At 69.4% G+C, this 12,893-nt stretch carries 11 protein-coding genes and 2 pseudogenes; 7 read left to right on the top strand and 6 right to left on the bottom strand.

The window, feature by feature from the left end; translation table 11 throughout:
• The first annotated feature begins 81 nt into the window (after positions 1–81).
• Together EAS64_RS20050 and EAS64_RS20045 are read left to right on the top strand one after the other, a co-directional pair.
• Positions 82–1,451 (top strand): annotated as a pseudogene (locus EAS64_RS20050) (IS1380 family transposase).
• Between the two features lie 784 nt (positions 1,452–2,235).
• Positions 2,236–2,439, top strand: a complete 204-nt coding sequence (locus tag EAS64_RS20045; RefSeq protein WP_145853631.1) for a cold-shock protein — start codon at positions 2,236–2,238, stop codon at positions 2,437–2,439.
• A 389-nt stretch (positions 2,440–2,828) separates the two neighbouring features.
• Here EAS64_RS20045 and EAS64_RS20040 read toward each other — a convergent pair whose 3' ends face one another.
• A complete protein-coding gene (locus EAS64_RS20040) occupies positions 2,829–3,008 on the bottom strand; it encodes a hypothetical protein (protein ID WP_145854945.1) in 180 nt (59 codons plus the stop codon).
• A 549-nt stretch (positions 3,009–3,557) separates the two neighbouring features.
• Between EAS64_RS20040 and EAS64_RS43665 the strand changes: the two genes are divergently transcribed.
• A complete protein-coding gene (locus EAS64_RS43665; protein WP_187366046.1) occupies positions 3,558–3,713 on the top strand; it encodes a hypothetical protein in 156 nt (51 codons plus the stop codon).
• Between the two features lie 537 nt (positions 3,714–4,250).
• On the opposite strand, the gene EAS64_RS20035 is transcribed toward EAS64_RS43665, so the two are convergent.
• Positions 4,251–5,291, bottom strand: a complete 1,041-nt coding sequence (locus EAS64_RS20035) for an IS110 family RNA-guided transposase (RefSeq protein WP_145854943.1) — start codon at positions 5,289–5,291, stop codon at positions 4,251–4,253.
• Between the two features lie 961 nt (positions 5,292–6,252).
• Here EAS64_RS20035 and EAS64_RS20030 point away from each other — a divergent pair.
• From EAS64_RS20030 to EAS64_RS20020, 3 genes are read left to right on the top strand one after another with little or no spacing between them, the layout of a single operon-like run.
• Positions 6,253–6,645 (top strand): GntR family transcriptional regulator, encoded by a 393-nt coding sequence (locus tag EAS64_RS20030; RefSeq protein WP_145854941.1) that lies wholly within the window; start codon positions 6,253–6,255, stop codon positions 6,643–6,645.
• Positions 6,642–7,538 carry an ABC transporter ATP-binding protein gene (locus EAS64_RS20025; RefSeq protein ID WP_145854939.1) on the top strand — a complete coding sequence of 299 codons (897 nt, stop codon included), beginning with the start codon at positions 6,642–6,644 and terminating at the stop codon, positions 7,536–7,538. Before EAS64_RS20030 ends, EAS64_RS20025 begins: the two co-directional genes overlap by 4 nt.
• Positions 7,535–8,686, top strand: coding sequence for an ABC-2 membrane transporter-related protein (locus EAS64_RS20020; RefSeq protein ID WP_145854937.1), 1,152 nt, complete (start codon positions 7,535–7,537; stop codon positions 8,684–8,686). Before EAS64_RS20025 ends, EAS64_RS20020 begins: the two co-directional genes overlap by 4 nt.
• 20 nt (positions 8,687–8,706) lie before the next feature.
• Here the strand turns inward: EAS64_RS20020 and EAS64_RS46775 are convergent, their stop codons facing one another.
• On the bottom strand, positions 8,707–9,033 hold the full coding sequence (locus EAS64_RS46775; protein ID WP_281283310.1) for an ISAs1 family transposase: 327 nt from the start codon (positions 9,031–9,033) through the stop codon (positions 8,707–8,709).
• A 50-nt stretch (positions 9,034–9,083) separates the two neighbouring features.
• Positions 9,084–9,737, bottom strand: a pseudogene (locus EAS64_RS46770) (ISAs1 family transposase); the annotation flags it as partial.
• Between the two features lie 403 nt (positions 9,738–10,140).
• On the opposite strand from EAS64_RS46770, the gene EAS64_RS20010 reads away from it, so the two are divergent.
• Positions 10,141–10,440: an NIPSNAP family protein gene (locus EAS64_RS20010; protein WP_145854935.1), complete on the top strand. Its 300-nt coding sequence runs from the start codon at positions 10,141–10,143 to the stop codon at positions 10,438–10,440.
• A 378-nt stretch (positions 10,441–10,818) separates the two neighbouring features.
• Here the strand turns inward: EAS64_RS20010 and EAS64_RS20005 are convergent, their stop codons facing one another.
• Both EAS64_RS20005 and EAS64_RS19995 read right to left on the bottom strand, forming a co-directional pair.
• The gene (locus EAS64_RS20005) at positions 10,819–11,544 is read right to left on the bottom strand and encodes a PKD domain-containing protein (protein ID WP_187366162.1); all 726 of its coding nucleotides are present in this window, start codon (positions 11,542–11,544) and stop codon (positions 10,819–10,821) included.
• A gap of 456 nt (positions 11,545–12,000) precedes the next feature.
• Positions 12,001–12,893: reverse transcriptase domain-containing protein (locus tag EAS64_RS19995; protein ID WP_246115779.1), on the bottom strand; the 893-nt coding region annotated here is incomplete at its 5' end.

Raw genomic sequence — 12,893 nt, 5'->3', positions numbered from 1 at the left:
TCAAATGAAAAGGTGCCTTTGACCTGGGAGGATAAGGCTTGTCTAGAGTCCTGTCCGTCCCGAGCCGAAGGCACCTTTCGAGTGAAGAGTAACGCACGCGGCACCAGGGTCACCGTGTCTTCGGACGGCAAGGGGCTGGTGTCCCAGGCGGGCGCGGTCCTGCTGTGGGAGACGATGCGGGTCACCGGCCTGGGCCGGGGCCTGTCGCAGGGCCTTTCCCGGTGGCGGGCGCCGCGGGCGGTCCACGACCCGGGCAAGATCGTGGCCGACCTGGCCGCCGCGGTGGCGCTGGGCGGGGACTGCCTGGCCGACATCGCGGTGCTGCGGGAGCAGCCGGAGCTGGCCGGGCCGGTCGCCTCGGACCCGGTGGTGTCCCGGCTGGTCAGCCAGCTGGCCGCCGACTGCCGCAGGCCTTGAAGGCCATCCGGGCCGCCCGGGCCGCGGCCCGGGAGCGGGCCTGGGCGCTGGCCGGGGACGCCGCCCCGGGCGCCGGCGGCGGGCTGGTCACCGTGGACCTGGACGCCACCATCGTGATCGCCCACTCAGAGAAACAAGAAGCCGCGCCAACTTGGAAGAAGTCCTTTGGCTTCCACCCGCTGGCCGCCTTCGCCGACCACGGCGCCAGCGGGAACGGGGAGCCCCTCGCGATCATGCTGCGGGCCGGGAGCGCCGGGTCGAACACCGCGGCCGACCATATCGAGACCACCCGGCTGGCACTGGCCCAGCTGCCGCGTCACCTGCGCCGCAGGGTCCTGGTCCGCACCGACTCCGGCGGCGGCACGCACGGGTTCCTGCAGTGGCTGACCGCGCCGTCCCGCCGCCTGCACTACTCCGTCGGCATGACGATCACCGAGGACATGCAGGCCGCCATCCTCCAGGTCCCAGCCGGGTCCTGGACCCCGGCTTACGACGGCGACGGGCAGCTCAGGGACGGCGCCTGGGTCGCGGACATCACCGGCCTGCTCGACCTGGACAGCTGGCCGGCCGGGATGCGGGTCATCGTCCGCAAGGAACGCCCGCATCCCGGGGCGCAGCTGCGGTTCACCGACCTTGACGGCCACCGGTTCACCGCCTTCGCCACCGACGCCAGGAAAGGCCAGCTCGCAGACCTGGAACTGCGCCACCGACGGCGGGCGCGCTGCGAGGACCGGATCCGCTGCGCGAAGGACACCGGGCTGCGGAACCTCCCGCTGCAGGGCTTCGCCCAGAACCAGCTGTGGTGCGAGATCGTCGCGCTGGCCTGCGAGCTGCTCACCTGGACGCAGCTGCTCGCCCTGACCGGGGCCGCCCGCCGCTGGGAACCGAAACGGCTCCGGCTGCGCCTGTTCTCCGCCGCCGGGCGCCTCGTCCGGGGAGGCCGCCGCCTGCGGCTAAGACTCGCCCAACGCTGGCCGTGGGCCGGCCAGATCACCGCCGCGGTCACCCGCCTGCAGGCCCTCCCGTCCGGATGACCAGCCGGAACATCCCTGCGACACGGAAGGAGCAACCCCAGGGGCCCGTGGAACCCCGCCCACCCGGCGCGACAGCCGGGCAGCAAGCCACCGCCGGCACCCGAAAATCAACCCCAGCCGAACACATCAGGCAGGCAGATCATGGACGCGAAACATCGAGGCTAGGCGGCCGGAGCACCGGATTCCGTTTTCGGGACTGACATTGCCACGACATCGGCTCCACTAAGGAGCGCTCTAGAAAGAAGAGAGCCGTGGGGCGTCTGGGGTGGTGAACTGCTGCTTCGTGGCGTCATCGTGCCAAGGAGACGTCCCAGGAAGGACGAGCGAAGAGGGGGCCAGGAACAGCGCAAGGAAGCTAGCTGAATACAGGCAAGATACTTATCGCCCCTCAGCCTTCTCGGTACAGCTCGTAGCGTCGCGTGACAGCACGACTGAAGAATTCTCAAAACTGATGCGGTGTTCCCGGTAGGTCGCGGAACGTGCAGATCGGCCAATTCTGCGCTTGTACAAGGCGAGGCCGTCCTAGGGCAGTTCGCCGCCCATATCAGGCGGATCTGGAGCATGAAGCCTCGGCGTCGTCGAGGATTGCAGTGTCGGCGCCGGCTCCCGGCAGGTGGCGGAGCAGTGCTCGACGCGGACGGGGTGTTGGGCTGACCTGGCAGCTAACTTGGTGTTGCGGAAGACCGGAAAATGGGGTGGACCCCGCGGTGGGAGCCAGGACAGGTAAACTCGCAGCCGACGCGGCAGGCCGCGTCACGGCATAGTGGATAGAGGACGTGGACTGATGGCAACAGGGACAGTGAAGTGGTTCAACGCCGATAAGGGCTTTGGTTTCATCGCCCCCGATGACGGGACGGCGGACGTTTTCGTGCATTTCTCTGCGATCTCAAGCTCCGGCTACAGGTCGCTGGATGAGAACCAGAAGGTCGAGTTCGACACGACCCAGGGGCAGAAGGGGCCGCAGGCGGAGAACGTCCGTCCGCTCTGAGGCATAGCGCGCCGTGTCGCCGCCACGGCGCGCTGGCCGGGACAGCCGGGACAGGCGGGCCCTTGCGGAGAGACTTCTAGCGCGCCCACCGGCGGCTCTGGCGTGCCGGCGGCGGCTCAGAGCGCGAACCGCGGGAGGCGCCTGTCACGCGTCGGCCAACGGCGGCTGATGTCCCTTGGGGCGGATGCCTAGATGACTCTCACCGCCTTGGCCGGCCTATTCGAAGTGATCCTGCGCCTCACAGGCCCGTGCTGCTCACTTTGGCGCTGTTGGCGGTACGACGACACGTGAAGCGGACAAACAATTGTTCTCACCTAGTTGTGCCGACATAGGCTGGGCACAGATTATCCATTCCGGCGCCTCTCCCGGCGGCTGGCCGCGGGGCGGTGCTAGGTCAGCCGGGCTGCCTGGTGGGCAGGGAGTCCTGCGCGGCTCCGGGCCAGCTGGCGTGCGTTCATCCGATTGACGGCAAGCGGCGCATACCGCCACAGGTAGTACGCCACCCGGGCCGATGCTGGTGCGATGACCAGCGCGGCGCGCCCGCCGAGCTCGCCGTGCTCGACATCCACGCGAGCCAGCGCAGGCAGATCCGGGACTGGCTAGACGGGACGTACCCGCGCATCTACTCGCCACTGCGGCCGCGCCCATCCCGTCGGAGGATCCCGGCGGCCTCGCCCATGCCGCTGTCGATGGCTGCTCGCGCCTCCGGGAACCTCGTACGTCCCCGCCCGGCGCAATCGCTCGCATGCCTCCCAGTCGTCTTCGCCGGGCCGGGTGCTCCGTGGTGGTATCCAAAACGTCTTCTCTTTCGGGGACTGCTTTTCGGTGGCCCCCGTCCGTTCTCCGCGGGGGCGGGAATCGGGCGGGGGGCACGGGGACTGCGCGGAGCCTTCCGAATGCGCGCGCTGCGCGGCCTGCTCGACGCGCATCCGCCGTTGATATCGATGCGCTCGCCGTTCCCGCATCACTCACGCTGCTGCACCATGTCGCCGCGAACGGCGTCGAGGCCGGGCGGCAGCTGCAGTCGCCGCGCAACGCGGCACAGGTAATGCGGCTGCTACTGGAGCGGGGTGCCGAGCCCGACGCTGTGTGCGACCTGTACGGTCGGAGGGCCGGGCATGACTGCGCTGTGCCTGCTCGTCTCGTCGTCCGTGCCCGCCGCGGCCGGGGTGCAGGTCACTCTTGGCGAGGTGCTGTGCCATGGCGGCGCAGCGGCCGACGGGCCGCAGGACGAGTGCACGGTCACCCGCCAGTCTGCTGAAAATGCCAGGTGACTGGCGTCCTTCATCGTGTCGGTGACACACCGGCCACCATTCTGCCCGGCCAGCCGTTGCGGGTGCCAGTGGGTTGCTGTGAAGGACCGGGGCCGGCGTGGATCCTGGTTTCGCTGTCCGCGTACTGCTGCGCGCGCTCTCATCCCGAAGACGTCGTTGACCACGAGGACCTTCAGATCCTGGCCAGCGGCTAGCAGCCGCTCCCCATCTCCAAGTGCTCATCTCACGCCTAGGGCCTGATGCCAGACACCTGCATCACGCTATTGAAGCCGCACAACCGGCAACTGCGCCCAGCACGCTATATCGATGCTCCTATGGTTGTCAAGGTCTTCTCTGGCAGGGAATTCGGCTGGATTTGGCAGCTGCTGCGAGGCGGACAAGACAGGGATGGGCCGCTCCTTTCGGAGGGCAGGCTCTTATCAGGTCACGAGGTTCAGCAGCCTGGGAAAGGGTCCCGGGGCGGCCGGCGGATCGTTAGAAGGCCAGCATGTCTGCGGCAGCCGAATAGCGGGCCAGGCCCCCCCGGGGGCTTGCGGGTCAGGCGCCGGGTCTCAGGTAGGGGTAGACCTCGCGGGCGACGTAACGCTTCAGGCAGCGGATGATCTCCTTTTTGGACAGTCCCTCGGCGGTGCGCCGCTGGACGTAGGCCCGGGTGGCGGGATGCGCGCTCATCCGGGTGATCACGATGCGCCACAGGGCGTGGTTCGCTTCGCGGTTCCCGCCGCGGTTGAGCCGGTGGCGGCTGGTCTTGCCTGATGAGGCGGGGATGGGGGCGACGGCGCACATGTGCGCCCAGGCGGCCTCGCTGCGCAGCCGCTCCGGGTGGTCCCCGGCCGCGATCAGCAGCAGGGCGGCGGTGTCCGGGCCGACGCCGTACAGGCTGAGCAGGCCGGGTCCGCGGATGGTGACGAGCGGGATGATCAGGTCATCCAGCCGTTCGATCTGGGCGTCGAGAAACCCGATGCGCCGGCCGAGCTCGCGCAGCGCGGTGCGGACCGCGTAATCAGCGACGTCGCCGGGGCGCGGCCGCAAGGCGGCGACCGCCTCCGCCAGGGCGGCCGCACGAAGCCCGGCGAACCGGGCCCGCAGCTGGTCCGGGCCGGTCAGGATCAGGGCCCGGGCCTGGTTGATCGCCTGGGTGCGCTCGTTGCGGGCGCTTCGCTTGGCGACCATCAGCGCCCGGATCGCCTCCACCGCCCCGTCGCGGCCCTTGGGCATCCCGGCTGCCCGCCCGGACAAGGCGGCGCGGGCGGCGCTGACCGCGTCCAGCGGGTCGGACTTGCCCTTGCGGCGGCGGTCCTGCCGGTCGGCCCGGTCCACCTCCACCACCCGCACGCCGCGGGCCGCGAGGTACCTGGCCAGGCCGGCGCCGTAGCTGCCGGTGCCCTCCACGCCGACAAGGGCGACGTCCCCGAACGTCCCGAGCCAGCACAACAGGGCCGCATACCCGGCCGCCGTCGCGGGAAACTCCCGCGTCCCGAGCAGCCCGCCGACAGGATCGAGCGCCGCGGCGACGTGCACTTCAGAGTGAGTGTCGACCCCGCCGGTAATCGCGGTTCTTTCTTCTACGATGGTCATAGCCGTCCCTTTCTCGGTTAAGGGATGGCACGCACCTGCTGGCCGTCGGACCCGTGAACCCCGGCCTCTAGCCCAGGCCGGGCAGATCAGCCGGCTGCGCCGGTGGGTGCCCGAACTGGGACCCGGCCGACGGATCGTTAGAAAGACAGCCAGGCGCGGCGTCAGCCGAATCGCGGGTCAGGCCGGGTCCCAGCCCCGAACCTACGCCGGTACCAGCACAAACCCGCGGAAGCAGGGCCGAGGCATACGAACATCCTCCCTGCCGAATCGGCGCGGCTCAGAACCGGACGGGAACCATGGGCAGACGTTCCTCATCGCGGCATGAGTAAGCGCTCAACAGTAAGCGACTGATGCATAAGACATGCTGATAGCCAACGTTTAACTAAAAGTTGCACAACTCGTGCGCTAAGTAATTAGTACTGTATTAGGTAACTTCGCCCGGTTTACGACTTCGTGAACCCGCTCGCGTAATACCTGCTATGCGGCATGAGAAGGGTATTCGCGGTCGACTATGGGCACCCAGATCGCCCGGCTCTGTGCCGACCTCAGGCAGCTCTGCCGTGAAGCAGCCGTCGCGCCTATCGGCGGATATTTCCGTCAACGTCACCAGTACCACGGCCTGGCGCTTGGACGCAAATACTCCAGTTCTGCGTGGTTCCCCTCCAGGCAGGGACCCGGCAAAGTCGTGTAAGGATCGCACGTATCTGGCCACTCGCCGGTGTATCTGGCCACTGCTTGGCCAGTCTTCGGGTAGTTGGCCACTCGCACCGATCGCGCTGATCAGCCTGGGTGCCGCGCGTTGTCCCTGCGTTTCCCGGTGCCGCAACGGTACGGCGGCTGCTGTTGCGTGTCGAGGCTGCTACTTGGGCCGGACCCTGTTCCCGGGTCCGCGCGCGAGTGCTTGCGCCGGGCGGCCACGACGGATACCCTCTTTCACTAACCAATTAGTGGAAGGGTGATTGTGATCGAGTTCCAGCTCGACCCCACCTCGGGTGTCGCCACCTACCTCCAGCTGGTCCAGCAGGTCCGCGACGCCCTGCGGCTCGGCCTGCTGGACCCGGGCGACCGGCTGCCGACCGCGCAGCAGGTCGTCGCCAGGCTGGCAATCAACCCGAACACGGTGCTCAAGGCCTACCGCGACCTGGAGCGGGAGGGCCTGGTGCGGGGCCGGCCCGGCATGGGGACGTTCGTCATCCGGTCGCTGCCCGCCACCGACCCCGCCGCGCAGCGGCGGATCCTCGCCGCCATGACCGACCTGCTGCGCTCGGCGCGGTCGGCGGGCCTGGGACCCGACGACATCGAATCGATCTACCGGACCGCGGTCCGAAACTGCTTCACGGAGGGAGTGGCGTGACCACTGTCATCGAGGCCAGCGGCCTCGGCAAGCGCTACGGGCGGCGGTGGGCGCTCGCCGACTGCACCCTGGCGGTCCCCGCCGGACGGGTGACCGGGCTGGTCGGGCCGAACGGCGCGGGCAAGACCACCCTGCTGCAACTGGCCGCCGGGCTGCTGGAACCGGACTCGGGCAGCATCAGCGTCCTGGGCGAGCGGCCGGCCGGCACCCCGGAGCAGCTCGGCCGGTTCGGTTTCCTCGCCCAGGACGCGCCGGTCTACGCGGGGCTTTCCGTCGCCGGCCACCTGCGCATGGGCGCCTGGCTCAACCAGGGCTGGGACACCGAGTTCGCCAAGCGCCGCATCAGCGACCTTGGCCTCAACCTCCGGCAGCGGGCCGGGTCACTGTCGGGCGGCCAGCGCGCCCAGCTCGCCCTCACCCTGGCGGTCGCCAAGCGGCCCGAGCTGCTGCTGCTGGATGAGCCGGTCGCGAGCCTGGACCCCCTCGCACGGCGGGAGTTCCTGCGGGACCTCATGGAGACCGTCGCCGAGCAGCAGGTCAGCGTCGTGCTGTCCTCGCACCTGATCGCCGACATCGAGCGGGTCTGCGACTACCTCGTCGTCCTCACCGCCTCCCGGGTGCGGCTAGCCGGGGAGACCGAGGAACTGCTGGCGACGCACCACCGGCTGTCCGGTCCCCGCTGTGATCACTGCACGCTCCCGGTGAGCTGGGACGTCATCGAGGAAAGCCACGCCGGCAAGCAGAGCACGCTGCTCGTCCGCACCTCCGGCCCGGTCCTCGACCCGGCCTGGACCGTCCGGCCGGTCAGCCTGGAGGACATGGTCCTCGCCTACATGAGCCAGCCGGGCGACGCTGCGCGCGCCGACCGGCCCGGACTGGAGATCGCATCATGATCCGCTTCGCCTGGACCCGGTTCCGCACCCAGGCCCTGGCGGGCGCCGGCGTGCTGGCCATCGCCGGCGCCGTCCTGCTGGTGACCGGGATCCAGCTCAACCACGCCTACTACGCCGCCGCCGCCATCTGCAAGCAGCAGGGCAACTGCGCGCACATGTTCACTTACACCTTCCCCTCGCAGGGCTACCTCGACGTGGCCAACTCGCTGAACGCCGCCGGCCTCGCCGTCCCGGGCCTGATCGGGATGTTCTGGGGGGCGCCGCTGGCCGCCCGCGAGTTCGAGACCGGCACCTTCCGCCTGGCGTGGACCCAGGGCGTCACCCGCGTCCGCTGGCTGGCCGCCAAGCTCGCCATCGCCGGGGCGGCCGCCATCGCCGCCGGCGAGCTGTTCAGCCTCATGGTGAACTGGTGGTCCAGCCCCATCCACAAGGCGGACCCGGGCTATACCCCGTTCACGTCCGGCAGCTTCCACACGGGCATCGCGCCGGCCGGGTACGCGGCGTTCGCGTTCGCCCTCGGTGTCACCGCCGGGCTCCTCATCCGCCGCACCCTGCCCGCGATGGCCGTCACCCTCGCCGTCTTCACCGCCGTCATCATCGCCTTCCCCGTCCTGGTGCGGCCCCACCTCATCCCGCCCGTCCAGGCCACCTCGACGCTCAGCCTGGCATCGATCGCCGATATGCCCGCAGTGGGAGCCTCCAACGGGCATCTGTCCCTGGTACCAGGGTCGGCGGCGGCCCCGCCCGGCGCCTGGGTCATCTCCTCCAGCCAGCTCACCACCTCGGACGGCCGCGCCTCCTCCAGCGAGCCAGCCGGGCCCTGCGCCGGCCCGGCGAGCCAGCCGGGCCCTGCGCCGGTCCCCCCGTCACCGGCCGCGGCCCGGGCGTGCAACGACTACATCGAGAGCCTTCACCTTCGGCAGACGGTGACCTACCAGCCCGCGAGCCGCTACTGGGCCTTCCAGTGGGCCGAGACCGCGATCTACCTCGCCCTCGCCCTCGCCCTCGCCGGGTTCAGCTTCTGGTGGATCAACCGCGACCGCTCCACGGCACTAAACAGCCGGCGCCCCCGAACCCGCCAGCCGGCCCCGGCACTCCAAAAACTCTCCGTGACCCCACACGATCCCGTGGTGTCCGTGGCCAACTAGATCTGATCCCTGCAAGTCGTTCATGCGGTCTGAAGAAGATGTAGCCCGCGCTGCGGGTCGCGGGCGTAGTGGCGGTTGGCGGCGGCGATGTTAGTGTGGGCGTCCAGGCGCAGCAGGCTGATGGCCAGGCCGCGCAGCGATGCCATCACGCGGGGCGCGTTGCCGGTCCTGACCAGCGATTTGTCCTCTTGATAGCTCACGTCCCTGACCCAGTGAAGGCGGTTTTCGATTTCCCAGTGGCTGCGGACCCAGGCGGCCAGGGTGGCCGGGTCGGCGCTGCGGTCGCTGGTGATGAGGTAGACGACCTCGACGGTCTTCCTGCCGTTCTTCGTGACCGTGCGGCGCAGTTGCGCGACCTGGGCGGCGTCCTCGAACTCGATCCAGGCCGGCGCCAGCGCGGCCTTGATCGTCGGCGGGCCCTGCGGCCGTGGTCCGTGCTCACGGCCGAGACGGCGGGGACGGCGGCCCAGGGGTGTTTCTTCAGCTGCCGGTACAAGGTGGGCATCTTGCCCTTGACGGTCATCACGTAGTCGGCGCCCCGGCCGAGGATGATCTTCGCCGTGTCAGTCTGCGTGTGCATCGCGTCGATCGTGACGACTGCGCCGGCGAGGCTTGCGAACGCCCTGAGCAGGTCCTGCACCGCGGGGATCTCATTCGACTTCTCGTCCACGGCGACCTGGCCGAGCACCGCGCCGATGCCGTGCGCCAGCGTCGCTACCAGGTGCGGGGCCTTCCTGCCCTTGCTCTTCGCCCCGCGGACGGTCTTGCCGTCGATCGCGATCACCAGCCGGCCGCCGGCCCGCACCGCCCTCGTCCACAGCCAGGCACCAAGAACCCCGTCGAGCACATCAGCGCTGACCAGGGCGAACGCGCGCCGGAAGGTGGACTCCTCCGCCGGGCCGCGCGCCGCGCCAAGCCCGGCCAGCACCCCCGGCCCGGCATCGGCGGCCCACTGCCCGATCGCGGCGAACGACCGCGACCCCGCGATCACCGCCGAGATCCCCACGGCCAGCAGCCCCGCCAGTGCGTGCTGGTGGCCGCGTCTCTTCCGAGGGTCCTGGACCTAGGCAAGGAGATCGAGACATGCTAGTTCTGGCCACTGCGGGAGCATGGCCGGAGGCAAATTTCCCTTTCGCGGGCCGCCGCCGGCTCCGGAGGGCCGCCCCGCAGATCGCCCCTGCCAGCAGGACGCGCCGCCGGAACGCGGGGCGCGCCTGGTACGCAAGGCCGTTGCCGGGGGCCTTCTCGGCGGCGACAGCGCGCTCCGCGACGGCGACGTCGTTAGTCCACCAGGCCGGCAGCTCTCGCAGCCGCCGGCCTTGGCCGCGTGACGGCCGCGTCCGGATCCCCCCTGCCTAGCTGACCTGGCACGAGGAATAATTGGTCAGACATCCCAGGGGGGCCGTCGGCTGGCTCGGCGGCGGCCATCCCGCGCCGGTCTGGAGGAGGCCGCGATGGAGGAGAACTTTGTCTGGATGACAACGCGCCGGATCAAGCCAGGCACGCTGGCTGACTTCGAGCGGCTCTGGCGGCCCGAGCGTCATCCCGACGGCATGCTGCACGCGTACGCATACTGGTCTGACGACGAGCAGGAGATCATCGGCGTGTCGTCGTGGGTCTCCCGGGAGGCATGTGATGCATGGCGGGCATCGTGGGAGGAGACGCGCCGGCGTGCGGCGATGGCTCCGTACGTCCTGAGCGAGCAGGAGGGGTTCTACCGCGGTCGCGAGCTGATCGTGCCGGCGCAGCCGTGATCAGCCAGGCGGGGTTCACCGCCATCGATGACCTGGCGCACGGCTTCGGCGGCGGCTGCCTGCCGCCGGTCGTCCCCGCACCGGGCCGGGGCGGGCATTCAGACAGGAGAACTCCTCCTGTCACCATGAATCGCATGTCGCGCTGCCGTGATTGGCGCTCCTAACGCGCCGATCGATCCAGTTCGGAACAGACGCGCCGCCTGGCCGGCTCGATCTGTGAACGGGGCGATGGCACGCTCTGCTATGCCCTCGCTGTTTGGGATCCTTCAGGCCTTTGCTTGGGGTAGTCCGGCGGGTGGCGGGGCGAGGCGGTGGGCGATCACGGCTCTCCGCCGCAACCACAGCTAGAGGACCGACCTGCAGAGTAGGCGCGCAAGATTAATGGTCCCTCTGTGGCAGTGCACACGTGTACAGATTGTCCAGTTCGGCGCGCTTCGACCACTTGCGTTCGAGTCGACTAGTTAGCGGCCTTGATCTCAGCGAGTTCCCATCACTGTCGGCGAATGCTGCGGGACGCGCCTGAGCCCGTGCTTGGTGGATGGTGACGGCTTCCTCGATCGGGGCAGCTGCTATTCCGGCTGGCCTGGATTGTTGTAGATAACTGACAACCTCCGGCAACCCGGTGCCGGCAGGTCGATGATCGAGGCTGGAGCTCGACGTCACCGTCCGCACCACGGCGATCAGGCCGGCCGGCACGAGCTTGCCCCGGCCGGCCAGCAGCACCTGCCCGACCTTCGGCTTGGCCACGTCGTGGGCCAGCGTGAGGGACTCACTCGTCGGGCGGAGCGGGACGATGGAGGCGATGGCCAAGGCCCCCAGCCGCACCGTGGTGCTGTTCAGCTGCAGCTGGTTGGCAGTCCCTCCGACCACCACGACTCGCCTGGCCGACGAATTCTGCCCGGCCGAGTCCACGATCGTGAGCGTCGCCAGGTAGACGCCGACCTTCCGGTACCCGTGGTACGCCGTGCCGCTGGTCCTCGTAAGCCTCAGGTCTGAGCCGTCCCCGAAGGCCAGCACGACGGAATGCAGCGTCCGGTGCGCCGCGATCTTGCTGCCCGTGAGGTCGAATGTCACCATCTGCCCGGCGCGGACGCCCAGCGTCACACGGCTCCGCCTGCGCCTGTTCTCCGTGGCCGGCCGACTCGTCCGCGGCGGCCGCCGCCTGCGGCTGCGCCTGGCCGAGCGATGGCCCTGGGCCTGCGATATCACCGCCGCGGTCGCCGCTTGCAGCCCCTCCGTCCGGCTGACCAGCCCGGACCATCCCTGCGACACGGAAAGGACCAACCCCGGGGCCGTGGAACCCCGCCCACCCGGCGCGACAGCCGGGCCGCCAGGGACGGCCGGAACCTGAAAATCAACCCCAGCCGAAAACCTCAGGCCAGCAGATCATGGACGCGTAGGGTCGGGGACTGGCGCGGTGGCTTGCTGGCTTTAGGACTTGGGGCCTTCGTGGCCGCCGGTTTCCCGGTCGGTTGTGCCACCCCAGTGTCCTTGGCCAGGTCTGCTTCGTTTCCAGTCCCCGCCGCCTCGAACCGTGCGTGCGGTTCTCCCGCACACGGCTCACCGACGCCGTTCACCGCCGGCATTCGGCTTTCCCCGCCAGTCCCGGAAGGGCCTGGGGTCGACGACGATTCCTGACAAGGTGATCAGCCCGAGCTGGTCGGAGGACTGGTAGGCAACGACCGACCAGCCGAACTCCCGTGACCTGCGTTTGCGCTTGCTGATGAACAGCGCCATGCGCATCCGCGAATAGCTCCTGATCTTCTCGAAGCGGGCTGCGGAGTTGCCGAACCGGAAGTAGGCGGCCCAGCCGCCCAGGAACCGGTTCAGGTCCTCCACGATCTGCTTCGGGTCCAGCAGCAGCCGGGACCGGCTGGTCAGTTCCCTGATCCGGTCGCGGGCGTGCTGCATGGCCTTGTCCGCGGGCCAGCGGGCAAGGAACGTCACCGGCTTCTTCCCGTTCAGCCCCCGCGAGCGCACCAGCCGGTGGTGGAAGCCGAGGAAGTCAAAGCCCTCGCCTTCTTCCTCCAGGTGCACGATGCGGGTCTTGGCCGCCTTGGGCTCCAGGCCCAGGGCGGCCAGCAGGGCGGTCAGCCGCTCCAGGGCGGCCTCGGCCTGGTTGCGGGACCAGCACATCACGACCAGGTCATCGGCATAGCGGCACAGAACCCCGTCGCGCTTATCCCATTCCCGGTCAAGCCGGTGCAGGTAGACGTTGCACATGACGGGGCTGATCACCCCGCCCTGCGCGGTCCCGGACGCCTCCCGGCGGACCTGGCCGTCTTCCATTACCCCGGCGCGCAGCATCGCGCGCAGGAGCTTCAGGACCGGCTGGTCGCAGATCCGTTCCTCCACCGCCTCCATGAGCCCCTCGTGCGGGATTGCCGAGAAGCAGGAAGCGATGTCCGTCTCGACCACCCACCGGCGGCCCCGCCAGCACTCGTCGATGAGCA

It is taken from the genome of Trebonia kvetii, assembly GCF_007827045.1.
In the GTDB taxonomy this organism is placed as follows: domain Bacteria; phylum Actinomycetota; class Actinomycetes; order Streptosporangiales; family Streptosporangiaceae; genus Trebonia; species Trebonia kvetii.
The sequence above is the reverse complement of the archived record's forward strand: the minus strand, read 5'-3'. Positions and strand labels throughout refer to the sequence as shown.